24 protein-coding genes are annotated in these 25,427 nt (G+C 41.0%); 14 read left to right on the forward strand and 10 right to left on the reverse strand.

The genetic code is table 11. From position 1 onward, the window contains the following. The first annotated feature begins 240 nt into the window (after window positions 1-240). From L0657_RS04915 to L0657_RS04930, 4 genes are all read left to right on the forward strand, one after another. Window positions 241-1,068: a helix-turn-helix domain-containing protein gene (locus L0657_RS04915; RefSeq protein WP_235149297.1), complete on the forward strand. Its 828-nt coding sequence runs from the start codon at window positions 241-243 to the stop codon at window positions 1,066-1,068. A 64-nt stretch (window positions 1,069-1,132) separates the two neighbouring features. Next, window positions 1,133-2,044, forward strand: a complete 912-nt coding sequence (locus L0657_RS04920; protein ID WP_235149298.1) for a hypothetical protein — start codon at window positions 1,133-1,135, stop codon at window positions 2,042-2,044. 163 nt (window positions 2,045-2,207) lie between these two features. Continuing rightward, complete coding sequence (locus L0657_RS04925; protein WP_235149299.1) at window positions 2,208-2,627, forward strand: VOC family protein; 420 nt, start codon at window positions 2,208-2,210, stop codon at window positions 2,625-2,627. A gap of 104 nt (window positions 2,628-2,731) precedes the next feature. Next, complete coding sequence (locus L0657_RS04930) at window positions 2,732-3,193, forward strand: VOC family protein (protein WP_235149300.1); 462 nt, start codon at window positions 2,732-2,734, stop codon at window positions 3,191-3,193. Window positions 3,194-3,362: 169 nt separating this feature from the next. Here L0657_RS04930 and L0657_RS04935 read toward each other — a convergent pair whose 3' ends face one another. Together L0657_RS04935 and L0657_RS04940 are read right to left on the reverse strand one after the other, a co-directional pair. Beyond that, window positions 3,363-4,283, reverse strand: coding sequence for an AraC family transcriptional regulator (locus L0657_RS04935; protein ID WP_235149301.1), 921 nt, complete (start codon window positions 4,281-4,283; stop codon window positions 3,363-3,365). A gap of 69 nt (window positions 4,284-4,352) precedes the next feature. Then, the gene (locus tag L0657_RS04940; RefSeq protein WP_235149302.1) at window positions 4,353-5,204 is read right to left on the reverse strand and encodes an SDR family NAD(P)-dependent oxidoreductase; all 852 of its coding nucleotides are present in this window, start codon (window positions 5,202-5,204) and stop codon (window positions 4,353-4,355) included. A gap of 1,415 nt (window positions 5,205-6,619) precedes the next feature. On the opposite strand from L0657_RS04940, the gene L0657_RS04945 reads away from it, so the two are divergent. Next, window positions 6,620-7,024, forward strand: a complete 405-nt coding sequence (locus tag L0657_RS04945) for a single-stranded DNA-binding protein (RefSeq protein ID WP_235149303.1) — start codon at window positions 6,620-6,622, stop codon at window positions 7,022-7,024. A gap of 36 nt (window positions 7,025-7,060) precedes the next feature. Next, complete coding sequence (locus L0657_RS04950) at window positions 7,061-8,128, forward strand: DUF932 domain-containing protein (RefSeq protein WP_235149304.1); 1,068 nt, start codon at window positions 7,061-7,063, stop codon at window positions 8,126-8,128. A gap of 596 nt (window positions 8,129-8,724) precedes the next feature. On the opposite strand, the gene L0657_RS04955 is transcribed toward L0657_RS04950, so the two are convergent. Both L0657_RS04955 and L0657_RS04960 read right to left on the reverse strand, forming a co-directional pair. Further along, window positions 8,725-9,495 (reverse strand): LytTR family DNA-binding domain-containing protein, encoded by a 771-nt coding sequence (locus L0657_RS04955; protein WP_235149305.1) that lies wholly within the window; start codon window positions 9,493-9,495, stop codon window positions 8,725-8,727. 86 nt (window positions 9,496-9,581) lie between these two features. Beyond that, window positions 9,582-12,704: a lantibiotic dehydratase gene (locus tag L0657_RS04960; protein ID WP_235149306.1), complete on the reverse strand. Its 3,123-nt coding sequence runs from the start codon at window positions 12,702-12,704 to the stop codon at window positions 9,582-9,584. A 352-nt stretch (window positions 12,705-13,056) separates the two neighbouring features. On the opposite strand from L0657_RS04960, the gene L0657_RS04965 reads away from it, so the two are divergent. Further along, complete coding sequence (locus L0657_RS04965) at window positions 13,057-13,530, forward strand: JAB domain-containing protein (protein WP_235149307.1); 474 nt, start codon at window positions 13,057-13,059, stop codon at window positions 13,528-13,530. 75 nt (window positions 13,531-13,605) lie between these two features. Here the strand turns inward: L0657_RS04965 and L0657_RS04970 are convergent, their stop codons facing one another. Further along, on the reverse strand, window positions 13,606-13,893 hold the full coding sequence (locus L0657_RS04970; RefSeq protein ID WP_235149308.1) for a hypothetical protein: 288 nt from the start codon (window positions 13,891-13,893) through the stop codon (window positions 13,606-13,608). Window positions 13,894-14,360: 467 nt separating this feature from the next. On the opposite strand from L0657_RS04970, the gene L0657_RS04975 reads away from it, so the two are divergent. The 3 genes from L0657_RS04975 to mobC are packed head-to-tail and all read left to right on the forward strand — an operon-like array spanning window position 14,361 to window position 18,038. Continuing rightward, entirely contained in the window at window positions 14,361-14,753 is a 393-nt protein-coding gene (locus L0657_RS04975; protein ID WP_235149309.1) for a plasmid mobilization protein, read from the forward strand. Then, entirely contained in the window at window positions 14,738-16,036 is a 1,299-nt protein-coding gene (locus L0657_RS04980; protein WP_235149310.1) for a relaxase/mobilization nuclease domain-containing protein, read from the forward strand. The genes L0657_RS04975 and L0657_RS04980 overlap by 16 nt, the downstream gene beginning before the upstream one ends. Window positions 16,037-16,049: 13 nt before the next feature. Beyond that, window positions 16,050-18,038, forward strand: coding sequence for a conjugal transfer protein MobC (mobC, locus tag L0657_RS04985; protein WP_235149311.1), 1,989 nt, complete (start codon window positions 16,050-16,052; stop codon window positions 18,036-18,038). A 1,112-nt stretch (window positions 18,039-19,150) separates the two neighbouring features. On the opposite strand, the gene L0657_RS04990 is transcribed toward mobC, so the two are convergent. From L0657_RS04990 to L0657_RS05010, 5 genes are all read right to left on the reverse strand, one after another. After that, window positions 19,151-19,573 carry a response regulator gene (locus L0657_RS04990; RefSeq protein ID WP_235149312.1) on the reverse strand — a complete coding sequence of 141 codons (423 nt, stop codon included), beginning with the start codon at window positions 19,571-19,573 and terminating at the stop codon, window positions 19,151-19,153. Window positions 19,574-20,186: 613 nt separating this feature from the next. After that, window positions 20,187-20,768: a hypothetical protein gene (locus tag L0657_RS04995; RefSeq protein WP_235149313.1), complete on the reverse strand. Its 582-nt coding sequence runs from the start codon at window positions 20,766-20,768 to the stop codon at window positions 20,187-20,189. A gap of 240 nt (window positions 20,769-21,008) precedes the next feature. Continuing rightward, window positions 21,009-21,227 carry a hypothetical protein gene (locus L0657_RS05000; protein WP_235149314.1) on the reverse strand — a complete coding sequence of 73 codons (219 nt, stop codon included), beginning with the start codon at window positions 21,225-21,227 and terminating at the stop codon, window positions 21,009-21,011. Then, window positions 21,214-21,390, reverse strand: a complete 177-nt coding sequence (locus L0657_RS05005; protein ID WP_235149315.1) for a hypothetical protein — start codon at window positions 21,388-21,390, stop codon at window positions 21,214-21,216. Before L0657_RS05005 ends, L0657_RS05000 begins: the two co-directional genes overlap by 14 nt. Window positions 21,391-21,472: 82 nt before the next feature. Further along, the gene (locus tag L0657_RS05010; RefSeq protein WP_235149316.1) at window positions 21,473-21,715 is read right to left on the reverse strand and encodes a hypothetical protein; all 243 of its coding nucleotides are present in this window, start codon (window positions 21,713-21,715) and stop codon (window positions 21,473-21,475) included. A 147-nt stretch (window positions 21,716-21,862) separates the two neighbouring features. Here L0657_RS05010 and L0657_RS05015 point away from each other — a divergent pair, with 147 nt between their 5' ends. The 4 genes from L0657_RS05015 to L0657_RS05030 all read left to right on the forward strand — a co-directional run bounded on the left by L0657_RS05015 (window position 21,863) and on the right by L0657_RS05030 (window position 25,087). Next, a complete protein-coding gene (locus L0657_RS05015) occupies window positions 21,863-22,123 on the forward strand; it encodes a recombinase family protein (RefSeq protein ID WP_310588273.1) in 261 nt (86 codons plus the stop codon). Between the two features lie 892 nt (window positions 22,124-23,015). Then, the gene (locus L0657_RS05020; protein ID WP_235149318.1) at window positions 23,016-23,300 is read left to right on the forward strand and encodes a hypothetical protein; all 285 of its coding nucleotides are present in this window, start codon (window positions 23,016-23,018) and stop codon (window positions 23,298-23,300) included. A 63-nt stretch (window positions 23,301-23,363) separates the two neighbouring features. After that, window positions 23,364-24,149, forward strand: a complete 786-nt coding sequence (locus L0657_RS28020) for an AraC family transcriptional regulator (protein WP_235149319.1) — start codon at window positions 23,364-23,366, stop codon at window positions 24,147-24,149. 101 nt (window positions 24,150-24,250) lie between these two features. Next, the gene (locus L0657_RS05030; RefSeq protein WP_235149320.1) at window positions 24,251-25,087 is read left to right on the forward strand and encodes an acyl-CoA thioester hydrolase/BAAT C-terminal domain-containing protein; all 837 of its coding nucleotides are present in this window, start codon (window positions 24,251-24,253) and stop codon (window positions 25,085-25,087) included. Window positions 25,088-25,427 lie beyond the last annotated feature (340 nt).

The raw sequence follows: 25,427 nt of genomic DNA on the forward strand, positions 1-25,427 counted from the left end.
AGTTCGTCGTTTTTCGGTTGTATCTGACAAAAACGGGGAAATAAGCTTGAACAACAAATTAGGCTAATTTATCAATTGAAATGGATTAAGGCTCTGGATCATTTTGATATAAAAATAATATCAGAGGAAACTAAATGGCTTACAGCCATCTAGATGCAAGGGTGTTCGAAACCGTTTGTAAAACAGTTTTTTGTACCTTGTTAATACATCGTTCATTTTGATAGTTATACTATACATTAAATGGAAGTAAAAACACACATACTGCACCCGGCCCTGCAAGAATATGTGCTCAACATACTAACGGTAGATGTGACACTGACGGAGGGGATCAGTGAGGTGGTGACCCCCTTTCCCCCTTCGCCATTTCAATCATTAATGTTTTATTTTAACGATCCGGTATCCATGGGCCGTCCTGGGTCTGCAAACTTTGAAAAGCAGCCACTTATATTGCTTACCGGGCCTCAACTTTCACGTGTCAATGTCAAAGTGCACAAACGTCTCAGGTCGTTACGCGTTGACTTTCTGCCTGGTGCAATGCACCGCATCCTGAATGTTCCTATGCACGAGTTGGCTGATGGAGGATTTGATGCACTTGATTTTTTTGATGCCGAAATGAAAACTGTAAACGAACGATTACAGCATCTTGGCACTATGGAGGAAGGTAAAAATATCGTGGAAGAATTCCTTTTAAAAAAGGTAATCAATCTTGGGAAAATGTTGCCTTTTGATGCTGCCATGCGTGCGCTTTTAAACACCAATGGTGCGATGTCTATTGAAAAGACAGCATCACTTTCCTGTCTGAGCTTGAAACAATTTGAAAGGAAATGCAAGGACAGAATAGGCATGAACCCGAAATTTTATGCCCGGATTTTAAAGTTTTCCAAAGCATACAGATTGCGCGAAGATTTTCCCGGGCTCAGCTGGTTACAAATAGCGCACGAGGCAGGATACTTCGATCAGATGCATATGATCAGGGACTTCAAGGTTTTTTCCGGGGTAAATCCATCAGTTATAGAGCAAGAACTGCTTGCGACTCCGCTGCGTATGCAAAAGGACATGCGTTATTGAGATAATGTCGATTTTGTACTAGACACAAAGTCAACATGCAAGATATATTTGTGATAAAAAGATCATGAAGACATCTTATCTAAAATTACTAATCGCATGCTTTCTTATTATTTGCCAGCATTCAAATGCGCAGTCTTATCAAGGCTTGAACCACTTGAAGGGATATCAGACAGATACTTATTTCAGCAACGGTGCAGAAGCAAAAGCCCGGCGCATGGCTCAACAGCTTGACAGCGTTCTCGCATTTTACACTGAGCAGTTGCAATTTACGCCAACAGTTACCCTTCTTATACTCTCTCCGGGAGATTGGAAAAACTTCACCAATTTCCCTTTTTATGGTATGCCCCATTATACCAGCAATAAAACACTGATTGTAGCTTCCGAAAATAATGATCATTGGAAAAGTATGGTTCCTGCTACTGCTAAAATTCCGTCAGCATATGCCGGACTCGTTGAAGAAGCCTACTCAGATAAGAACGGCGGGCTAAATATGGAGCCATTCTTTGACTTGCTGGCGATTCATGAACTCGGTCATGCTTATCATAACCAGGGCGGTTTAGTAATGCAGCGCAGGTGGATGGGCGAGTTGTTTCCCAATATATTGCTCCATACTTATATCGCTGAAAAGGAACCCGAGCTTTTGAATGCCCTGACAACCTTCCCTAAAATGGCCGTTGAAACCACCGACAGGTCCACATTAAAATTTACCACACTTCAAGAACTCGAAAAGAATTACAATCAGATAGGGCCAAACTATCCTCAAAACTATGGTTGGTACCAATGCCGTTGGCATATTGCCGCAGGAGAAATATATGAAGCAGGCAAAGTTAAAAGCCTTAAAAATTTATGGAACACACTAAAAGCCCAAAGGGAGATTTTAGGTGACACCGAATTGGCTAAATTACTTAGTGACAAAGTGCATAAGAGCGTTGCAGATGTACAGCTAAATTGGAATAAAACGAATTCTAGACCCTAAATGACAGGCGGGTTTTATGCGAAAGCTGAAATGGGTTATCGAAGTTATTAGTGGTTATTTTTGTCCCAAATCCCCCTTATAAATGTCAGATACAAGGTAGGTCGAGGTAAAACGGTTCTTTTAATTTTGTATCAAACAAGGAAACGATATAACACTTAATTCAATGGCAAAGCAAGTTTTTATCAATCTGGCAGTAAAAGACATCAACAAATCGATGGAGTTTTATACAAAACTGGGATTCACCAATAACCCTCAGTTTTCTGACGACAGTGGGAAGGGAATGGTCTGGAGTGATGATATTCATGTGATGCTATTAACTCATGAAAAATTTGCATCCTTTACTGCGAAGCCCCTTGCGGATACCAAAACATATATCGCTGGATTATACTCGCTATCTGTGGATAGCCTTGATGAGGTAAACAGAATTACTCAAGCCGGTCTCGATGCCGGTGGGACTGAACCCAACGAATTAAGGGATTACGGATTCATGCAACAACGTACCATTGAAGATTTCTATGGGCATACCTGGGAAGTATTTTATATGGATATGTCAAAATTGCCAACTGAACAGCCCGCGGCATAAATCCAGCTGAATCAAAAAAGCCAGGATTGCTAGCATAGATTTGACTTGTATGCAGGCTTGCCGGTGTGTTTTCCAAAACAATAAAAAACTAAAGTACAAAACCTATGCAAAAGATAATCCCCAACCTCTGGTTTGAAGGCAACGCGCAAGAAGCTGCTGAATACTATCTCTCGATTTTTTCTGACGGGAAAATCATCAACACTACTTACTATCCTCTGACAGAAGCCGAAGGGCTTGCCGACTTTCAGAAACATCTTGCAGGCAAGGTGCTTACAGTTGAGCTTGAAATTTTGGGAATGCGGTTTATTGGTATCAATGCCGGTCCGGAATTTAAGTTCGACGAGGCTGTTTCGTTTATGATCCCTTGTAAAGACCAGACCGAAATCGATTACTACTGGAACACACTTACAGCCGATGGCGGTGAAGAGAGTGTCTGTGGGTGGCTGAAAGACAAGTATGGATTAAGCTGGCAGGTGTGCCCTGAAAACTGGGAAGAACTCAATAAAAAGCCGGGCGCGTTTAAGAAAATGATGGGGATGAAAAAGCTGATTATTGCAGAGTTTTAACGGGCAACCGACCATTGGGGCTAAGAAAGGTCATAAGATTATAGACAAGTTTCATCAATGATACAGGGTATCTATTTCATTAACGGCTCAGTTAAATGATTTTCTTAATTCCTTATCGCAGGAGTTCATAACATAAGCGCGAAAGATTTTAAGGAAGCAGCCGGATCCATCAATTAAAAGAAGCCCTGAACGATACCGGCGATTGTGATGTTTTGCTTTTAAATAGTTTACTGAACGACTGCGGATGTTCAAAGCCCAGTTCGTAGGCAATTTCGCTGATGGAAAGATTTGTAGTGGATAGTTTCTCCTTTGCTTTTTCTATTAGTTGTTGGTGGATGTGCTGCTGGGCGTTCTGTCCGGTGAGGGAACGAAGCATATCACTTAAATAACTTGGAGAGATATTCAGCAGTCCCGACAGATATTGCACCGTTGGTATGCCCTGGGATGCCGAACGATCGTTATTGAAATGATCTTCTAATATCTCTTCCAGCTTTTCCAACAGGTCACTACTATGAGATTTGCGCGTTATGAACTGACGCTTGTAAAAACGGTTGGCGTATGTCAACAGCAGCTCAATCTGGGAAATAACTACATCGTGGCTAAGCTCGTCAATCCTGCTGTTGAGCTCATCCTGTATGATTCTGAAAATAGAAATAACTGTTTCCTTTTCCTTGTCAGATAAATGGAGAGCCTCATTGGCCGAATAAGAAAAGAAGCCATACTGTTTAATTTTTTTGGCCAAAGGATAGGTCAGGAAAAAATCAGGGTGTATCAGTAGGGTATAAAACGAACATGCTCCCTGGTGCTCATCGTCAGCGCCTATTATTTGACCAGGAGCTGCAAACAACAAACCTCCTTCATCAAAATCATAATAATGTTGTCCGTACCTTGCCCTGCCGCTAAGCCTGGGTTTGTAGGAGATTTTGTAAAAATTAAGCACATGCGACTGCGGCATAAAATTCTCAAGAACCTGGTTACTTTCAGCACCCAGCATACAAATCAGCGGGTGTTGGGGACTTGGCAAGCCAAAGACCCTTGCTGCTTCCGACAGTGAATGAAAATTATACGGTGCATTTTCTTTCCTTTTCATGATCGAAAATTAATACAATAATAACCGGTATCCCATCTGAATGCCGGTTATTATTGATCTTTTAAAAACTTATTTCACATTACCTTGTGCCGAATTGGAAACGGATTCCCATTCCTCCCATGTTTCCATACGCTCCGCATAAGCTTTGCGGACCCATGGCAGATTATGACTCCCCAGGAAAAAACGCAACGGAGGGTTTTCGGCATCCACTATTTTAAACAATGCTTCCGGTGTGGCTTCCGGATCACCTCTTTCCATGCTTTGCAGGCCATCCGCAAACTTATTCTTAAAATCAGCATAAATATCCATCCCCGCCGCAAATTTCAGAGATTCCTGACTGCCAAACTCTGTTGCATAGGCACCCGGTTCAATAATCGTTACTTTAATACCGAAAGGCTTCACTTCTGATGCAAGGCTTTCGTGAATTGCCTCAAATGCCCACTTGGAAGAACAATAGTAACCAATCACCGGCAATGTAACATGACCAAGGTTGCTGGATGTTCCCATAATATGACCGCCACCTTGCTGACGCAAAAGTGGTAAAGCTGCCTGAATAACCGCCAGTGCACCGAAAATATTGGTATCATACATCGCCTTTACGTCTTCGGAGCTGGCTTCTTCAATCGTACCGACCAGGGAATAGCCGGCATTATTAAGTATGATATCGAGCCTTCCGAAATGAGCGTATGCCTGTGCTACTACTGTCTTGACCTGTTCCGAATTGGTTACATCCAGTTCAAGCGTTAACACATTTTCTCCGTACTTTTCTTTTAGATCCGCGATCCCTGAAAGCTTTCTTGCGGTAGCAGCCACCTTATCGCCACGCTTTAAAGCAGCATCCGCCCAAACTTTACCAAATCCACGGGATGCTCCTGTTATAAACCAAACCTTACTATTGGATTTTGCATTCTGTTGTTCCATAATTTTCATTTTGTTTTTGTTTAAACAAAAGTCGCAGATTGGCTTTGTGTATCCGTAGCCTAATTGAGGTTGTTCGTAGCCAAAATAAGAATGGACAAAAATTCGTATAGTTAAGGAATAAGATTAGCCGGTAAGGAGATGCAGCACTGATAAGACAGATACAAAAATCTATTATATATGTTTATATTCAGTCAGGAAGAGACGATACTGTTGAAGAATTTATACAGCGTGACCAACAGATTCCGTGGCAGATTGACTATCAAAAGATTATTTATCGCGATATATTAAATAGCTGACTATCAAAAATAGGCTGGTCCAAAGGAAACGGGATGTCCTTAATTTCCGAATTGTGGTGATTATGGGCTCGAATTCTTCAAATAGGAATTGAAATTAGGTTAATTTCAACCGAAAATATTATCTTGACATAATTATCGTTAATTTCTTTTATTTGCAGATATCTGGCTTTTTAGGGTCTCTGCATGTCCCTGATTTGTCCTTCGGTCATTATAAAATATTGATAATCAATATATTTTAAGTTTTGTTTGGGAATTTTAGATAAATACAAACTAGTTACTTAGTTATGTTGATTTTTTTATATGTTTAAATCTATCGCGTATAATGGTTCACGGTCTCTTCAACCTTTCCTTTAATTATTTACAGTATCCGCTTGGTCTGGTCGTACTGACTGGTAACTAATGGTTAACAAGGTGAGGGCAGTTGTAATTATCTACCCTGCAATCTACAATCTATAAACTTAGTTTACTGGCGTATCTTTTCGCCCATTTGTAACGAAAACCTATTATTGTTTTAAAACAAAAAGAGCCAGAGAGCAAACTCTGACCCTTTTACAACACCCTCCTCAGTGGCGATTATCGCGACACTCAATATTATACAAAGGTTTTAACATTTCTTTAGATTTCCAAATCAAGAAAGATCAAAGTCATAATCTGATCTTTCTAAGTACCACATAGGCTGAATATCAAAAGATCCCAGATTTAAAGATCAGACCCAATAATCGTTTTGGATATTTCTTAGCAAGAGATCCACGTATTCCGGTCTCTATATATTTAAAAGAGGTTCCGATAGAGCATCAAAGGGAATGCTGAAGTTTTTTCCCCAATCATCAAGTCAAAAAGAATAGCAAAACTAGCGTCCCGGGTTTTATAGCATTTTAAAAGCGGCCAAAAGTGTTCGGCATAATGACGGTCCTTTCTATTCCTTTATCTTTTAGAATTTAGTACCGTCAACCCTTCGGGTACTTATTCCACTTCCTTTTGGCTACTAACCAGGCCGCTGACGTTGGGCTTTCTTTTTTTCATGTTTTTTTCTTTGGGGAAAAACAATGTTGTTTTTCATAAGTCAGACACGAGGGAAAGAGAAAAGAAAATTATTTTTTCACTTTAATTCTTTCAATTATGGAAATCGTAGCGCGGCTTGTTTCGGATGCTAATGTATCACAAACAAAATCAGGCAGAAAAGTAGTCAAATTCACAGTGGCCATTAACGACTATTACAAACCTAAAAATGGAGAGGGCGTGCAGACAACGACTTATGTTGCCTGTAATTACTGGATCAGTGAGGCTATTGCCCCTCGACTTTTGAAAGGGGTTTTGGTCGAATTATCCGGACGTTTGGGTGTAGAAGCCTACATCAACAAATCTGGTGAGGCTGTCGGGGTCATCAATTTTCAAGTAAACCGGATTAAACTGCATTCGCCAAAGTCAAAGGGCGATACGGCGAGTGCAAGTACTGATTTGAAAAGCCGCTCAACCGCAACAAATACCTGCCCTGTGGGTAGTGATGACGACCTGCCGTTTTAATCATTCTATATTTTTTTCATCTAAACTTTTATTACCATGTCACATAACCTTCATTTAAACGAGCATACAAACAAGCACAGTTTCTTTTCAGTTAAAGAAAAGGCATGGCACGAATTGGGCCAGATACTTGACAAGCATCCCACGAGTGTGCAGGCAATCAAAGAGGCTGGACTGGACTACGAGGTTGCTAAAGCACCGCTTTTTATTCATGCTAATCCTGTGCGTATAGAGCAAGGCGTTGATTTAGTTACTCAGTGGGAGACTCCGGTTTCAGGGTATTTCGCAACCAAACGCACAGACACCGGCGTTCCGCTTGGCGTAGTGGGCAAAGACTACCAGATTGTTCAGAACAGCGATGCATTTTCTTTTCTTGATTCCATAGCAGGTTGTGGTCAGATCCACTACGAGACTGCCGGGGCACTGGGTCAGGGTGCGCGTATTTTTATTGCGGCCAAATTGCCAGGTCACATTAAAATAGGAAACGATGATCTGATTGAAAAGTATCTTTTTCTTACCAACTCTCATGACGGATCAGCCAGTATTACGGCAGCTTTTACACCGATCAGAATCGTTTGTCAAAATACACTGAACGCCGCTATGCGAAATATGACCAATGTTGTGCGCATCCGCCATACGTCTAGTGCCAAACTGCGTTTGCAGCAGGCGCATAAAGTAATGGGACTGGCAAATCTCATTTCCAGTGAGCTTGAACCAGTATTTAATCAATGGGCAAAGGTGCGCATTACTGATAAGGAGCTTAGAAGACTGATTCAGATGGCTATGGCACCTAACCGCGAAGTGCTGGGGAAACTGAAAGACAGCAAAATAGAAGAGCTCTCCTCGCATTATACCAATATGGTCGAAAGTGTGTATGAGTATGCACTGAGCAGTCCTACCCAGAATATGGAGACAACAGCTGGTACAGTATTCGGAGCCTACAACGCTGTAACGGGTTATTTTCAGAATGTTAGAAGCTACAAGGATCAGGAGGCCAAAGTCAAATCTTTGCTTTTGGGTGGGACCGCGCAGCAGCGCGGACAAACGGCTTATGACTTCTGTGATGAATTTAGCAGCTACGGATCTGATGTATTTAACATGAATTAATCCAATGGCCGTCGTTATTTCGGCGGCCATAAAGAGAACTCCCTTGAAAAAAGTTGAAATACCCAAGTTACTTCTAAGAGCAGCGTTCCAATAAAAGATAAAACTATGGAAAAGATAACCATCACACTTTTCAGGTTTGAAGCGTTACCCAAAACGGTACAAGAAAAGGCGGTAGAGAATTTATCGCATATTAATGTCGATGATTCTTTTTGGTATGAATATACCTATGAACATTTCACAAGGTTATGTGCAAAATTGGCAGTCGTTATTCAGCCAGGCAGTATACATTTTAGAGGATTTTATGCTCAGGGTGACGGGAGTAGTTTCCAGGCGGATGTAGATCTGCTAAAATTCATTGAAGCTATTAAAACCCTGAATTGGAAAGAAATTAATCCTTCCGCCGAGCTAGCTATATTGGCACCGGAAATTTCACCCCATATAATTTCACTTATCGAAAAAGGCTTTATTAAGGTTTTAGCGCATATTGATGCGCCGGGCAGGGGTGTTCATATATTAACCAATCTTGATTGGCAACATGATTCACCAAAAAATTTCCCAAATATTGATTATGCTTTTTCATCGATCGAAGACTGGTTTTACCAGGCGGCTGAAATGACACGGACGCGGAAGTCGTTTTTCATAATGATTTCGTTTCCGTCAAATTCTTTCACCTGCAAACGGTTCACGATAAACGAGCGGTTTGTGATGACAAAAAGTGCGCTTGGCAGGTTTCGCATCATCTCGGAGATTGGCATCCGGGTGTATGAAATGTGATCGCCCCGGTAGATTTTGACATAGTTTTTCGCGCCTTCCACAAAGGTGACATCGGTGTATTCCATTTGCAGAATCCGCTTTTCGACTTTAAGCCACATAGAATTCTTGTGGAAGGCGGGCAAAACGCCTTGATAATTTTCCTGGTTTTGATAATCATTATCATCTTGGATGACACGGTTATCGGTGGGAAATGTGTCTGCCGGCTTAGCGGCTTTGATCTGCTGATTTCTGGCAATCAGGACTGTTTCCAGAAACTTATCGAAGATGATAGGCTTTAAAAGGAAACCTGAAATGCTGTACCTATAGCCATCAATAGCAAAGTTTCCGTGGGCGGTGGTCAGGATAACTGCAGAGCTGTTCGTTTTTAATAATTCCAGCATTCTGAGCCCATTTAGATCGGGCATTTCTACATCCAAAAACAAAATGCCTGGATTTAGTATTGGGATTTTATCGAGCGCATCCAACGCCCTGTAAAATCCCTGGATGCTGTACAGCCAGGGAAGTTTTTCAATGTACTGACTCAGCAGATTATGTGCCGGCATTTCATCATCGACGATCATGCAGCTGATTGCGTTGGTGGGTTGTTCTTCCATGATTTTCTAAATTTACGTTGGTGGGTAAACCGTTTCATTAGAAGGAGGATAAGTACAATTTAGTGTCTGATCGGTGACTTGCAAAATCATGAAGAAGAAATTTTATCGTGTTCAATTAATTTCAACACTGTTTTATAATATTTCTGTAAAAAGTGATAAAGGACCCATTCTTGCCTTCTTTGCTGGGTATTAAACCACCGGTTCAAAAACAAATGAACCAGGTTCATGGCCAATTCTTTGATTTGTTCTTGTGGCAGTGAATCCACAGATTCCAGCGCCTGTTTCATACTACCTGATCTTTGAGTAAATAAACAGGTGAATTCAAGTATGCTATTTTGATGGTCGAACCCTGGATCCAAATATGAATGAATAAGGGTTCTATATTTCCGGTACTTTTTGTCCAGGGTAATCAGATCTTTATAGTCTTTCGAGAATTCTTTGGTAAACTGTGCATGAAGATCTTGGATCACCGCTAATTTTCCAGTGCCGTTAAGACCAAGATCATTCAGAAGCTGATCGCATCCCCTAAGCGCCAGAAGCCATTTCAGGTATGGATCAGCGTTTTCAGTCAATAACCTCAGACAATTACTGGTGCACTGGCTATCGGTATAAAAAATGGATTCAAGTTTTGAGTAGGGCAGAAATGGATACCGGGATATCTCGCGCTGATAATAATCTGTTTTTAAGGCCCAGATAAGACCAATATTTAAAAAAGGCGAGAGCAAAGAATGAAACTGGGATAGTAAACTGCTCCACTCCCTTAGTTTATCTGCAAGATTGAAACGGACCCTTAAATGTTCTTCAGGGTCGTAGTAGCGTATGTAGAACCATTTTTCAATAGTGCCCTGACCTAGTAAACTTTCACAGAATGGAGCAATGATATTGGTCAGAAGGTAATCAGACGCCTGAGCGCTGCAATAGATTTTTAGATAGAGCCACTCGCTTCCTGGATTGTAAATGACCGGCTCCTGGTTAGAACAATGTTGAATAACTTCTGTTTCTTCTCTCGATTCGCCTGTAAGAAAAGGAATAATAATTTCGTGTTCGATGCTTTTGCCATCTTCCGCGAGAAAACCCTGGCCAGTCGGATCAAGGTATTCGACCAATGTTAACTTCTTTGATTTTTTAAGGTAGGAGCAAAGTAGCTGCAAAGAAAATACGCATTGCCCGTCGATCAGCAGCTGGTTATCACCTTGCTGAATCTGAACGTAGCGGGGAATTTGAAACTGCTGACAGATGCTACTCCATGCGCTTAAAACCTGATCTCTGTTTCCGGTTAGTCTTTCATGAAGTTTACCATCAAGCTGCCAACTTGCTTTTTGCAGGATCAGGTGTTTAAAAGTGATTCTTGGAAAGAAAGGCTCATCAAGACTTTGGTGCCAATCCCAATTCAAGTAGGACGCGCCGGATTGCTGGGCAAGCTCGCAAAGAAAACGGTAAAAAGGCAGTCCGTTACTGTAATTATGAGCGCTGCTTAGCCGTGGGATGATCCTTTTACCAAGCCTTTGACAGGTAAGTATAATTTGCTTGCCGTCCGGGGATGATACGCAGATCTCACCAGGTTGAATCTGAAAGCCTGGTTCAACGCAGCTTGCCGATAGATATGGGATTTCATAGTCATATAAGCTTGGCCGCTTGATTACGTTTAAACTTCTGGCATCGGGGATGTGGCAGATCTCGGCAAAAATAACGCCCGGATTCCGGCTTTGCTCATATGCAGAGAAAGAGCGCAGCTTACTTTCTAAATCAGGACTGGCCTGTGTAAAACGGGTCATAAGACTAAGACAAGAGGGGCCTGCCATGGCCCTGAGATCGAATTTAAAATCGCCCTGGCTGGCGGCGCTTTCAGATTCAGCCAGGATACTGCCCAAAAGATAAAAGCTGACAGGTAGCTTACCTGATTTCACTTCACTATTCTCCTTTAAGTCATCAACGGTAAGCTCAACTGTTTTCAGTCCCTGATTTTTGGCTCTCTGCAAGATTTTTATCTTTATGGTGCTCAGGGCAGAATCACCCTTCTTTTCAGATTCGGATTTAATCTCATTGCCAAGCCCTTCGAGTATCGGAAGCTCATTGGCCCCAGCAGGATTAAGAGAGCCAAATCCGATTCCTGAAATTTCATCCAGGCATGTGAGCAGCAGCATCTGTCTGGAACCAAGTCTTTCAAAAAGTTTGCTGGCAAATTGTTTTAAATCCGGACTATCAGCCTGCTGAGCGAGTGGTATCAGCTGCTTGATATCGCTTTCGATAACATCAACTGTAACCTGGCTTATTTCACAGACGTCAGTATTAAAATAAAGATTACTTTGAATCAGGTGCCTGCTGTGATTCGCAGAGTTTTCAAAATTTAAAAGCGGGTGTAAGTTTTCATAGACGCTAACTGGATTTGAACCGGTTTTCAAAAGCATGTCGATTTTGCTGAAACGCGCTATTTCTGACTGAGCTCCACCCGCATCTTCAAGTGCTGAAATCATTCGCGTTAAATAGTCTTCTCCGGTAGCGTTCATTTCCAAGCTGCTGACAAGTACGCCCGCTTTAAGTAATGAACTGGTAAATTCAGTTGCTTGTTTCAGCGGAACATTTTCTCTCAGAAGCAGACCTATCAGCTCTTCGTACTGTAGGCCGTCCTTTGCGCTGGCTAAAACTAAATCCAGGATCTGCGTGGATTGTACAGCGGAAAGCTGGAAGCCAGATGCAGAATCTGAAAGCCGCTCGAAATAGCGGTAAGAATCCAGCGCCCGGTAAAGCGATGTATTGGGAAAAAACTTTGACTGATTTAAGACAGCATCGTTTTGTAGGATTTGTTTGCAGGTTTCCAACAGGCATTCCGAGTCCAGCCGGGTGTATAAATCAATAAAATCCCTGTTTTGAAATTTGATCTTATTTTGACCAGTGAGCGTTCCCACAGCGCAGCCGGCAAACAATCCAAAAGGGGTACAGCGCGTGCACATCCGGATCAGATACTTGTAAAGTGTTTGCAGTATCTTCTCTTTTCCATTTTGAAGCTCCCCGCTGATTAATCTGAGAAGTTGATCATAAAGCTCGGGTGAAGCCAGATGCACGGCCTGTTGAAGCCGGGCATCTGAATAGATGATCTTTAAATAATATTCAAATAAATCAGGCCGGTCAGCTACGGCTTTTTGAAAGCCAAATAAAATCTCTTTGGAAAGCAGCGGCCTTCTCAAAAGAAAGAATCCTTGTGTTTTCATAATATGCAATGATTGGTGTCAGTGATCCAATCAAATTCAGCACACTAGACTTCGAAGTAAAATTCAAGGGAGATAACCGTATAAATCAGGGTTGAAGCAGCCAGAAAACATTTCGTCCCTGATTGTACAGTAAACCATCTGCTACTTTGCCGCAAGGAGCAATCTGAAGAGTCCTGACTTAATTACGCTACAAAGTTAGGCTTTGGGAGCGCTGGAACCCTCATGAAATTCCGGCATAAACGCTGGGGGCCGACGCGGCAGGCTTTCCTTTATTCCGTTGCTTCATGATTGTTAGACTCCCTTAGCCAGAAAGAGCACCATAATAAATTCATAAACCTTAAATTCGATTATTATGGAAAGCGCAAACAATGTTTCAAATCTTTATCAATTTGCAGAAGTTGAATTGATCTACAAAAGCCATGTCAAAGCAAGTCAGCGTCCAAAAATTAGTGGCTATTATGATGTATACCGGATCTTGCTACAATCCTGGGACGAAAACAAAATAGGATTTGTCGAGCAGTTTAAAATACTTCTTTTGGACCGTGCCAACAAGGTGCTGGGTATCTATGAGGTTTGTCAGGGAGGAACCAGCGGTGTGGTAGTTGATGTAAAGCTTATTTTTGCAGCGGCTTTAAAGGCTAATGCGCACGGGATTATTTTAGCACACAATCACCCATCCGGAAATCTGACTGCAAGTGAAGCAGATAGGTTAATAACCAGACGATTGAAAAGTGCAGGTGAGATTATGGAAATCCCGGTATTGGATCATCTGATCATAACCAGTGAAGGGTACTATTCTTTCGTTGAACAGGGTGAATTGCCCTGATAAAAAAAGCGAATTACCGTAGGAGAATAACCTGGGGTAATTCGCTAATATAAATAATACGCTTCGCACCTTGTACTACGCGGGCGCCAAGGCTTTCAGCTTTTGGCTAAGAAGCTGCAAACCTGCCTTCTCAAGACAATCTTTGCAGATTGAAGAAAGAATCTCACGGAACTCGATCAAAATGTTTTCCGGTAGACTTGGCAGCCCGGCTTTTCCGGTATCATCTGAACCCTTCTCAATGGCGTGACAAAGAATCAGAACGGCCTTACGTGAAATTTTTAAATCGATCTTCACGATCTCATCCATACCAGGGCTGCATACAAGCGTGTCGTAGACCTTCGCTATCTCAATTTTTGAATCCATACATCTGTCATTTAAGTGAGCAATGTTACCGGCTGTAAAATTACAGCAAGACGCTCAATTGGGCCTAAGCAATAATCAGTCAGCATAGGCAAAACCAATAAGCTGTCTTTAAATTGCGATGGTATACCAAGGGACATTATAACGGTTAGAAAACAGAGTGAATTAAACGAATAGCCTTTACAGTGATGGTCATAACTTTTGAGTCATCCGGCCAATCGGTGTAATACATTAATCATTTTTTTACAATGGATAGGTTGATAAATAATATGGCAATTGATAGCCAGATACAATTGAATCAAGGACAAAGATTTTCAAAAGAATCTGGGGTAATGCCTGCTTTGCGGCAAACTGCCAGATGTCCGGTTGTTTAACAACCACCGAATTCTGGCCGCACCTATTCACTCCGAAGTCGTGGGCGGGGGAGTCTAAAAAGTAATAGTGTTTGAGATAGGGAAAGTAGAGAGAAGATGGGAAATCAGAAATCAAACAAAACAAGAATCGTTGCGCTAAGACTTAGCACGCAGGAGTTCACGCTGCTCGAGCGGAAATTCAAGGGTAGCACCTGCCGAAAGCTCAGTGAATATATCCGTAAAGTAATCCTTGAAAGGCCGGTCGTGGTCTATTACCGAAACAGTTCACTTGATGACGCTGTCAAAGAAGTGGTCCGGCTCCGAAATGAGCTGAATAACATCGGAAATAACTTTAACCAGGCGGTCAAAAAGCTTCATACGCTCGATCAGATTACAGAGTTCAAGTCCTGGATTTTCAGCTACGAGCTTGATAAAAGAAGGCTGCTTTCACAGATCGATGAGATCAAAAAACAGATCGATAAAACAGCAGACCAATGGTTGCAATCATAAAGACCGGCCACTCAATTCAGCGCAGTTTTTATTATAACGAAAATAAAATTAGCCAGGCAGATGCGCAGTGTATCATGGCCGCGAACTACCCGAAAGATCTTTCAGATCTTAACCAGATGCAGCGGCTAAATATGCTACTTAAAACGGCTGCGCTCAACGAAAATGTGAAAAGAAACAGCGTTCATATTTCACTGAACTTTGATCCGTCGGAGAAGCTAAGCAAGGATCAATTGACGGAGATTGCAGGTGTCTATATGGACAAAATTGGCTTTAAAGATCAGCCTTTTTTAGTCTATGAACATTATGATGCGGGGCATCCGCACATTCATATTGTCTCAGTAAAAATTCGTCCGGATGGCAGTAGAATAGAGACTAATAATATTGGCAGGAATGAGTCTGAAAAAGCCAGAAAACAAATTGAAATTGACTTTGGACTCGTGAAAGCGGAAGCGCACAAACGTCAGCTATTTGAGCTTAAACCAGTGAATGTAACTAAGGCCCAGTATGGAAAATCACAAACCAAGCAGGCCATTAGTAACGTGCTAAATACGGTGCTTAATGCCTACAAATATTCATCTGTCGCAGAGCTTAATGCGGTGCTAAAACAGTTCAATGTGCTGGCGGATGCCGGAAGTAAAGACTCACGGATCAACAAAAACAAGGGCCTTGTCTACCGGATTTTAGATGACAAAGGACAGCCGGTGGGCGTGCCGATCAAGGCCAGTGACTTTCATTTTAATCCAGGTCTCAAATATCTCGGTGAGCGTTTCGCTCTGAATGAAATTGCACGCCAACCACATAAAGCCAGGGTGAAGAATGCCATCGACTTAGCCTTGATGGGGACTTCAAAGCCGGATCTTCAAGGACTCGCTTCTGACCTTGACAAGCAGGGAATCAAGATGGTTTTAAGGCAAAATGACTCCGGAATAATCTACGGGATTACCTATGTGGATCACCGCAGTAAATCGGTTTTTAACGGCAGTAGTCTTGGAAAACAGTATAGCGCAAATGCTATTCAAGAGCGGTGCAGGCCAGACCTATTAAGCCAAACTTCAAAGCAAGAGGGGCAACAGGAGCAAGCCAATCGCAAGGTCAATCACGAAGGGGAACCTTTCAAAAACAAAGACCACATAACAACTTTTAAAACCAATTCTGACAGCAGTTATGGGCAAAACGAAATGCTGGATTCACTCCTAGACCCAGTAAAGGATGACAGTCCGCTTCCGTTTGGGCTGCGTAAAAAAAAGAAAAGAAGACAGAAAAATATCAGTAACGGTCTTTAAACAAACATATATCATGGCTTCACAAACAGGAGAAAATCAGCAGGCGCTACATAGGATTACCGACATGACAAGGCTTATCAGTATTCTTATTCTGGCCCTTCATTTTTATTACTTCTTCTACAATGTTTTTTCGCATTGGGAACTGGTTTCTATAGTCAGTGACCGAATACTTTCCAATATTTACAGGACCGGACTCTTTAACGGCTTTAACAGGACTAAGTTTATCGCGCTGTCTTTTCTTTTGATTTCATTGATGGGAGCGAAGGGCAAAAAAGAGGAAAAGCTTAGCGTCAAAAAGGGAATCATAATCATTGGTATCGGAACGTTTCTGTTTTTTATATCGCAGCTTCTGATGCAATCCAGTGGTGACTTCATCATGATTTCACTATTATATATGGTCATAACCACGAGCGGATTTTGCCTGGTACTGACAGGCGGAACGCTGATATCTCGCGTGATTCATTTGAAGATGAACAGCAAAGATATTTTCAATAAGGAGAACGAAACTTTTCCACAGGAGCAGCGGCTTTTAGATAATGAGTTTTCGATCAATCTTCCTGCCCGCTATCATTTAAAAGACAAAGTTCACCCAAGCTGGGTTAATATTATTAATCCGTTCCGTGGGATTTTGGTTCTGGGATCACCAGGTGCGGGCAAAAGTTATTTCTTCATCCGACATAATATTACTCAGCACATAAAAAAAGGATTTTCAATGTTTGTCTATGATTTTAAGTTCGATGATCTTTCAGTTATCACCTATAATACCTGGCTGAACAATCAGGATGCTTACAAGATTATTCCCAAGTTTTATGTGATCAATTTTGATGATCTTGCCCGCACGCACCGCTGTAATCCGCTGGATCCACAAAGTCTTTTGGACATTACAGACGCTGCCGAATCTGCCCGCACTATTCTTATGGGATTGAACCGGGAATGGATCAAAAGGCAGGGCGATTTTTTTGTTGAATCACCTATCAACTTTCTAACAGCGATTATCTGGTTTCTTCGTAGGTATCAGGACGGCGAGTACTGCACGCTTCCACATGTAATCGAGCTCATGCAGGTGCCATACGACAAACTTTTTACGATCCTTCGCGCTGAAAAAGAAATTGAGGTTTTAATCAATCCGTTCGTATCAGCTTATCTAAATGACGCGATGCAACAACTGGAAGGACAGATCGCCTCTGCGCAGATTTCAATGGCCAGACTATCTTCGCCGCAGCTTTATTATGTACTCTCAGGCAGTGATTTTACGCTCGATATCAATAACCCAGAAGAGCCCAAGATAGTTTGCATGGGGAATAATCCGCAGAAGATCTCGGTCTATGGCGCGGTGCTTTCGTTATATGTGACGCGCCTGATCAAGCTGGTCAATAAGAAAGGAAAACTTAAAAGCAGCCTGATCTTTGATGAGTTCCCGACCATTTATCTAAATAACATGGATAGTCTTATCGCTACTGCCAGGTCGAACAAGGTTTCAACGACACTCGGTGTTCAGGACTTCAGTCAGCTTAGAAAAGATTACGGAAAAGAGCAGGCGGATGTCATCATGAACATTACTGGGAATATCATTAGCGGGCAAGTAACAGGCGATACTGCGAAGCAATTATCGGAGCGTTTCGGTAAAATCATGCAGGACCGGACAAGCTTTTCTATTAATCGAATGGATACCTCGGTTAGCAAATCAAAGCAGCTGGATTCAGCTATTCCACCTTCGAAGATTTCTGCGCTTTCATCGGGTGAGTTTGTTGGTCTGGTCGCTGATAATCCAGAGCAGAAGATTGATTTAAAAGCGTTTCATTGTGAGATTTTAAATGATCACCAAGGGCTGAAAGAGGAGCAGGATAATTATCAGCCTATACCTGAAATTAGAAAAATTGATCAATCGATAGTACTTCGAAATTACATGCAGGTGAAACAGGACGTTCATGAAATGGTAGAATTTGAAATGGAGAAAATAATGGAAGATCCAGCGAATCAACACCTTATTGTAAAGAAATGACGACATATGTCTCAGGTAGCTAACAGAGAGAACGACACGGTAGAACTGGGATGAGAATTTCAAATAATAAGGAAATTACGCCGTGAAGGATATTTATCTATCTTACTAAGAAGAATAGAATTCATTAATCATGGAAAGACGGAAATTAAGAACATATTGGTTCAATCCGGATAGACCATTTCAAGGAATTGATTGAGAACAGAATAAGATAAGAAAGAAAAAGCGGTCGACTTAATCTTTTGTTAGTCTTATCGTTACGGGCTAAGCACATTTTTGATAGAATAGTTCAGTTAAACCATTGAATTATTTTCAATCTGTCGGCAACTTCTCAAATTTAGTAGTTCTATTTCAATGTCATAATGTTCTACAACATGAAAGGTTAGCCTGGGCAAATTTCAAAAATATCGTTTTATCTGGCATGATAGGACCTATTTATAGGGCAAAATAATATTAAAATTCATCTCAAATTTAACTCAAATGGCTTTTAAGCTAGTTATAAGAATTGCTGAAAAATGCCAGGTTCTACTGGACCAGTCAATTTGCTTATTATGACAATTGATTTGATAGGTGTTTTAACAAGACAAACCGCTTGGTTTAGGCGTAGTTCTTTTTGATAGAAAAGCGACCACCTCGGTAGTCACTTTTCATTTTTTTTAATTTTAACCGTTCAAGGCAGTGAGAAATGAGGATTTGCGACTATACTTATCTATCATCGCAATTTTAAAAAAATTATACCTAGGATTCGTTTCTCCTATGCAGAAGATATAATTTTTTTCTATTTTTTTTGTATCTCATTCCAAAAAAAAACAAATCTCCATTTGCGTATGAATGAGGATAATAGAGTCTCGCGAGTTGAATCAACTTAAACTCTGTTGTACTTCATTAAAGTTCCTTTGAACGGGCAAGTATTCGTGCTAGCAAAATGCATCTGGATCTTCAGAAGCGCAGCTATTAATTCATTTCAATGCAGCCACATTTCAATTTGCATTAAATGGAGAGGTTAGTGATTTCAAGTATTCCTTACTTCAGTAAATTATCATGTACCGAAGTTGCGCTACGCAAACCTGAAAACTGGAGATGGCAAAACCTGAAACGAAGTATGCTAGAAAATACTAGAAGTTATTGGGTGCAGCACATTTTTTCCAGTACTCCATAATTACCCTAAGGGAATCAACCAAATCTCCGAAAGAATTTTGCTTTACGAAGAATCCTTGAGCAGAACTACTGTAAGCATCTATCACCACTCTTTGATTTAAAGCAGTTGAGAAAAATAGATAGGGAATACACTTCAAAGCTAGCTCAGCATCATTAAACACTTTTTCCCTTAACTCAAACCCATTTAAAACAGGCATATTAATGTCCGACAGAATTAGGAAAGGTAAATCGTCTGTGGCACGTAAATAATTCAAGGCGCTAATACCATCAGTGAAATATTTTCTTTTATTACCGTAGCCTAATGATTCGAATGCTTGCTCCATTATGTATTGGTCATCCTCATCATCCTCAATCACAATAATATTTCCGTTCTTATTCATTGGCAAATTAACAAGTTATTTAATGTAAGTTGATAAATTAACAAGATTCCACACACAAATTTCTCAAGTTTGCATAGAGAGCATCTTAGGCGTTGAGGGCTCAGCAATTTTTTTAAGGAAACAGGTTAATTGATCGTTTTCCAGTATTTAATACCTGATTGCTAGTAAAAGTAATTCATAAGTTTATAAAATCCACTCTGTAAGATGTCTAAAGGGTAAATATTATGACGGTCTAGTATTGAATCTGATAGGCAAAAAGGAAGCTGGATTGTCGCGTAAAAACGGAAACTAATATCTTACGATGTTGAAGAAATGATTTAATGTCTTCCTGGTTCTTTAACTTTTGGTAAGTTCGTTCAATTTTTCTGATCAAGAAATCAATTAGATTATGGAGCCTAAACTCTTTGTAGGTGTCGATTTGTTTAAGGTGACAATTGATCTTGCCATTTTACATGAAATTAACCGGTTGTATCATTTAAAATAAATAATACAAAAGAAGCGATAAAAGATTTACTGAGAGAAATAAAAGTGGAATACGGCTTTAAAGGGAGCGAAATACTTTTTTGTGCCTTCGGACATGACATTGAAAATTTAGGGTTAATAATTATTAGACTTAAAAAATCAACGTGTTGGTTAAGTCATATTCTTGGGCTTTAATCCTTTGCCAAGTGATATCAATTAGAAAAGAACGGTAAGCACCCGGAACCCCTGCGGGCAATTGACGAAACCAGCTCATGATTGTGTACACGTAATTTCCTTTTCCGTATTTAGCAATCAAGATCCCGCCGTCCAGTTTCTCACAGCCCGGGTCGTTGCAGGAAATAACAGTTTCATATTTATATGACCAGTTTTCAGGCTGGTACAAGCTGCGCTCTTGAACCCCGCCTTCGAAATCCTTCTGTGTTATTTTATTTGGATAGTTTAAAACTTTGCAGTCTTTGTTAAGAATACGAACTTCGGACCCTTCCACAGTGACACGTTTGCTGGAAAACGTAAAAGGGTAGGCCCCAAAATACTTCATCAGTAATCCTTGATCGGAATTGTACTGGACGATTAGATTACCACCGTTTTCAACATATTTTAATAAAACTGGATTTATAACTTTCAGCAGCTCAACCAAATTGTATGCCCTCACGCCAACGATTACTGCATCATATTTTTGAATTTTCTCAATTGCAATATCTTCTTCTTGCAATAGTTTAACTTCATACCCGATCTGCTGCAAACTGGCTAGTTCGCTGCTCAGTTACTGAAATGAACAGGGAAGAGTCAGCCCGATCGGGGTTTTCAGTCGTTAGATACTCGAACTGGAAAGGCAGACGGATAGCAATTAAATCCTAGGCAAGAAGACGGTGAGCAGATTCCAATTCGAGGGTTCAGGCTGTCGCTGAACGAAATCCAGATGCAAAATATAGAAATACTGTGGCTCCTAGATTTAATATTGCTGAAAAAGATCTACCAAGATGGACTGAACCTTTTTATCTTTAAAATAGATATGTGCCTGTTCTGTAATGGCTTGCGACTGCGTGTCGTAGATAAATGCCCAGGGCAATTCCGACTTTTTGGGATCGCACAAGGCGTAATCATATTTAGCACCCAATACAATGCGCTGGAATTTGTGTTTGTAATCGTCCGAGTTGCTAAGTACAATCAATTTTTTTATACAGGACTTCCAACGGATCGTTAGTTGCTATTGCCTTTTGTAAATCGGCTGTTTGTGGCCACTGGCTTAACTGTGTTCCGTTGTTAAGACGAATGCTTTTGACCTTGCCAGAAGCAAGTTCAAATTGCACACCATTTGGGGTATCAGAGGTCATGAATGCGCGGATCATCTCTGAAGCGATCTGGATTGTTGGTAGGAATACCAGCAAAAGCTGAAAAAAGACAGGCCTGCATCTGCTAGGCATCGATTTGAGCATATATGACGTTGGTAGAACTCGTTAGCCAGCCCCAAACGGCTAGTTCGAGAAAGCTATCCAGCAATGTCAGTGGCGTGTGCATTGGCGTTTGCCCGTTCCAGCCCTCAAAATAATAAGCGCCATGTTTATGTTCAGTGGACCTTTGTTTTGGATTGACGGCAGGAAGTTTTCTGTGAATTGTGGCAGCGGCTACGGTTACCAGAGCTGGAGAATTCGGTGCCACTTATCAGCCTAATTCAGAAATTGAGGACAGTCTTTTTCGGGTGAAATTTTCCAGTGAAAGTAAATGATTGATAATTTTTGAGCGTAAGGTGAGTAATGGACTTGTGATGGTCGATCTGCTACGACATCATATGGTCAACGCGTCCGAATTCGCCTATCAGGTGCTTCATTGCAGAGGCGGGAATATTTAAGGATGAATTCGGAACTTCGAAAGGGGGGTGTCATTGTTGTCCGGAGAATTGAACGTATGGGCAGGACAACTTATGAGATGATCAAACTTATGGCGAAAAGGAAGGAGGTCTGCGTGGACTTCAGAAGTATTTCCGAAGGCATTAATACTTCTACCAAAATGGGCAGGCTCTGGTATATACTCAGTTCTGTTTTGCAGAAAATAAAAGAGATATTTTGATGGAACGAACATTGGTGGGATTTGAAGCGCCACGAGGCAGGCCAAAAGGGTTGATCAAGTAGATTTTATGGCAAGCTTAACATTTACAGGTGTTGTTGATATAGGGAAGTTCAACAATAATATCTCGCTCGCTCAATAATCACTTGATATATCTTTATTTGTATATAACAAATTATAATTCAAAAAGGTATGGTAGTTCATTAAAACTAGTACTTTTCCAGGTTAACTTCCCAGGTTTAGATTGTTCCGACCATAGGGAAAATCGAATGCTTTAAGTAATTTTTCTATTTCAAAATTGTATCAATTCCTGCATGGCTCAGGCGCCTCAAGCAGGCATCGACATCTGGTCGTGTATCCATAACAAGAAAATATGCAGAGTGACAAAGATTCGAAAACATGAATTGTTGTTCGCTCGCTCATTAAACTTCCCAAAATCAATAAATCATTAAAAACTTGCCATTTCAATAACCATTTGGTAAGTAACTTTTCCGATCTAGGTAACCTTTTATGTACCCCCAACTACTCCGCAAAATTTCCATAGCTTTGGAAAAATCGTTACATATAAATAAGGAACTGAGAAAAGTTTCCGACCTTGGAAGAGCCTGAAGTTGAAAACCTTTGGCAGTAAGCAAGTACTGAGTTAGCAGACAGGTTGCCGTCAAAATTGCTGGTTAATCCGTAAGACTGCACGAACAGAAAAAATAGCGACCTGTGCTATTTGATGATCTATTGTAGTTAGTTTGCCCAGCGCGATTGTTTTTTTCTTGCCTGGTAAGAGGTCTAAATCATAAAAGCATTACTTTAAATTTATTAACGCCAATAAATTGATAAATTGTAGCCTATAACGTTACCCATTATTTAAAGCCCGACATCATTCGGTACCGACGAATTTATGCTTTTTCTGATTTCTGCTGCATTGGTGTTGCTTATTCTTCTTTTGAGTATTATGCTTGCCAAGAAGAATAAACTTTTTGCAGATTGGTTTCTGATCCTGTACCTCTCATTTACAATATTAAGCCAGGTTTATCTTTGCATAGAACACTCTGGGCTGTTGCATGCAAGCTACTGGATGCTGCTTGGAAAAGGTGTGTACCTTTTACATGCACCTATTTTTTACCTCTATATCGTCTCGTTAACCGGGCTTAAAAAATTACAACTTAAAGATTATTTTATTTAGTTTTCCCCTTTTGTCGCATATATAGTTCATTTTTTTTACTACTATCTGTGGGTCTTTGACAAAGTGAGGCTTTCAATTAATAATGGTTTGCTGTACCTGGATGGTGAGCTATCCAGATCGTGGCTGGTCTTTGTGGTTCTATTTCTTGTTATTGAACCGGTCTGCCTGGTTCTTTTTTACCGCCTATTAAGGAGTTATAAGAAACGAATCTTCGACACGCTTTCCAACACAGACCGAATTAACCTCAGCTGGCTGTATGTGCTTTTTTTTCTTTGGTTGCTGATCTCACTTATTTTAGTACCTATCGGGACGCTTACCATAAGCCGAGGCTCGCTTTCAACCGGTATACTTGAATTACTGATAGAATCTGCTTCAATACTATTCTTCTTCTTGGTTGGGTTCTATGGAGTTCAACAAACGACTATTTTCAGCAACCTTGAATTACAAGAGATACCAATTCAGACTGCTACCCGAAATTATGAACGATCCGGTCTAAATCCACAACGGGCTAAAGAACTTCATGCTTTACTTTTAAAATTGATAACTGAGGAAAAACCATATCTTGATGGTGATTTAACAGCTGGCATACTTTCACAGATGCTAGGTATTTCCGTAAACCATCTCTCTCAGGTTCTCAACCAGCAGCAGAATCAAAATTTTTTCGATTTTATCAACAGTTACAGGGTTGAGGAAGTGATCCGGAGAATGAAGGATCCCCGCAATCGGCATCTGACGCTTCTCGCGCTTGCCTTAGACTCTGGTTTTAATTCAAAAACGTCCTTCAATACTATATTTAAGAAAGTCACCAAGCAGACGCCGTCTGAATTCTACAAATCGCTTCCAAAATAAAAATATTACTGTTTCAATGTTTCAAAGAGGCCCAACCGCCACGATGGAACGCTTGCCGGAATGTTTTAGAATAAGTTTGCATCTGTTATAATTCAGAAAATATGATGAAGAAAATAGTTGTCATTCTACTTATTGGACTGGTATCCGGCTGTGGCTATGAAAGCCCGAAAAATTCAAATAAGGTTGAAAGTAAGCTTTACCTTGGGAAAGCAGAATATCAGCCGTTGGTCGTCGGACTGGGGGGATCCGAGGGTGGCAACGCCTGGACAGGCGAGCGTTGGAAGAAAACACGTGACCGGTTTGTAAATCAGGGGTATGCCTTCCTTGCAATCGGCTACTTTGGAACAAAAGGAACACCGGAAGCACTCTACCGTATCTCGATTGATGCAGTTTACAAAGCCATAATGGAAGCGGCTGGTAACTCGCAGGTGGATGGTAAAAGAATTGCTGTAATCGGTGGATCAAAAGGGGCAGAATTGGCCTTGTTATTAGCTAGTCAATATAGTGATATCAAGTGCGTGATCGGACTTGTTCCAGCGCATTGTGCTTTTCCGGCGTTAACCTTCGGCGCATCTACTTCTTCATGGACTTATCATGGACAAGAGGTCCCTTATGTACCCATGCCGTGGGCTGCAGTGCCTTCGGCAATGAGACATGATTTTCGGTCCGCCTTTGAAATCATGCTGGAAGACAAAGAGGCTGTCGAAAAGGCCGTCATAAAAATCGAAGACATCAATGGCCCCATATTGCTTGTTTCTGCAAAAAAGGACGAATGGTGGCCCTCAACAGAAATGAGCAATTTTATGATGATACGGCTAAAAGAGAAGAAATTTATTTATCCGTACCAGCACATCGCCGTTGAAGGAGGGCATACCGATGTGCTTGATCATTTTGATGCTGTGTTCGCTTTTCTAAACAGTTATTTTCCTGCAAAGTAATTGAAGGGAAGACCGTCCCACATTTGTGCCCGAACGATGAAATCATCAATTTTAACAAACCAGTTCGGGCAGTTGGTGCCATGAATCCGCTAGCGTCAAAAGCCTTACAACCAACCTTAGGGCTCAACGATAGTACTTTCGTACTGGGTGGCGTCATTGTAGCCTTCGTCGGTGACTTCCGTTGATTTGCTGTTCATTATCGGACTACGTGCCATGAGGTATAACTTGGCCATTACAAGATGAGAGCGCTGCAATAGAGTCTTTCAGCCCAAAAGACATTTTTGTCTGTTAGATAGCCATTTCGAAGTATTTTAAGTCGTTAATACTCAAACCGCAAACT

The sequence above is a fragment of the Dyadobacter sp. CY345 genome (assembly GCF_021502725.1).
Taxonomy (GTDB): Bacteria; Bacteroidota; Bacteroidia; order Cytophagales; family Spirosomataceae; genus Dyadobacter.

What these genes read in the sequence shown, in the direction of transcription:
- L0657_RS04915 (WP_235149297.1), top strand. Translation starts at nt 241, where the DNA reads ATGGAAGTAAAAACACACATACTGCACCCGGCCCTGCAAGAATATGTG.
- L0657_RS04920 (WP_235149298.1), top strand. Translation starts at nt 1,133, where the DNA reads ATGAAGACATCTTATCTAAAATTACTAATCGCATGCTTTCTTATTATT.
- L0657_RS04925 (WP_235149299.1), top strand. Translation starts at nt 2,208, where the DNA reads ATGGCAAAGCAAGTTTTTATCAATCTGGCAGTAAAAGACATCAACAAA.
- L0657_RS04930 (WP_235149300.1), top strand. Translation starts at nt 2,732, where the DNA reads ATGCAAAAGATAATCCCCAACCTCTGGTTTGAAGGCAACGCGCAAGAA.
- L0657_RS04935 (WP_235149301.1), bottom strand. Translation starts at nt 4,283, where the DNA reads ATGAAAAGGAAAGAAAATGCACCGTATAATTTTCATTCACTGTCGGAA.
- L0657_RS04940 (WP_235149302.1), bottom strand. Translation starts at nt 5,204, where the DNA reads ATGGAACAACAGAATGCAAAATCCAATAGTAAGGTTTGGTTTATAACA.
- L0657_RS04945 (WP_235149303.1), top strand. Translation starts at nt 6,620, where the DNA reads ATGGAAATCGTAGCGCGGCTTGTTTCGGATGCTAATGTATCACAAACA.
- L0657_RS04950 (WP_235149304.1), top strand. Translation starts at nt 7,061, where the DNA reads ATGTCACATAACCTTCATTTAAACGAGCATACAAACAAGCACAGTTTC.
- L0657_RS04955 (WP_235149305.1), bottom strand. Translation starts at nt 9,495, where the DNA reads ATGGAAGAACAACCCACCAACGCAATCAGCTGCATGATCGTCGATGAT.
- L0657_RS04960 (WP_235149306.1), bottom strand. Translation starts at nt 12,704, where the DNA reads ATGAAAACACAAGGATTCTTTCTTTTGAGAAGGCCGCTGCTTTCCAAA.
- L0657_RS04965 (WP_235149307.1), top strand. Translation starts at nt 13,057, where the DNA reads ATGGAAAGCGCAAACAATGTTTCAAATCTTTATCAATTTGCAGAAGTT.
- L0657_RS04970 (WP_235149308.1), bottom strand. Translation starts at nt 13,893, where the DNA reads ATGGATTCAAAAATTGAGATAGCGAAGGTCTACGACACGCTTGTATGC.
- L0657_RS04975 (WP_235149309.1), top strand. Translation starts at nt 14,361, where the DNA reads ATGGGAAATCAGAAATCAAACAAAACAAGAATCGTTGCGCTAAGACTT.
- L0657_RS04980 (WP_235149310.1), top strand. Translation starts at nt 14,738, where the DNA reads ATGGTTGCAATCATAAAGACCGGCCACTCAATTCAGCGCAGTTTTTAT.
- mobC (WP_235149311.1), top strand. Translation starts at nt 16,050, where the DNA reads ATGGCTTCACAAACAGGAGAAAATCAGCAGGCGCTACATAGGATTACC.
- L0657_RS04990 (WP_235149312.1), bottom strand. Translation starts at nt 19,573, where the DNA reads ATGAATAAGAACGGAAATATTATTGTGATTGAGGATGATGAGGATGAC.
- L0657_RS05005 (WP_235149315.1), bottom strand. Translation starts at nt 21,390, where the DNA reads ATGACCTCTGATACCCCAAATGGTGTGCAATTTGAACTTGCTTCTGGC.
- L0657_RS05020 (WP_235149318.1), top strand. Translation starts at nt 23,016, where the DNA reads ATGCTTTTTCTGATTTCTGCTGCATTGGTGTTGCTTATTCTTCTTTTG.
- L0657_RS05030 (WP_235149320.1), top strand. Translation starts at nt 24,251, where the DNA reads ATGATGAAGAAAATAGTTGTCATTCTACTTATTGGACTGGTATCCGGC.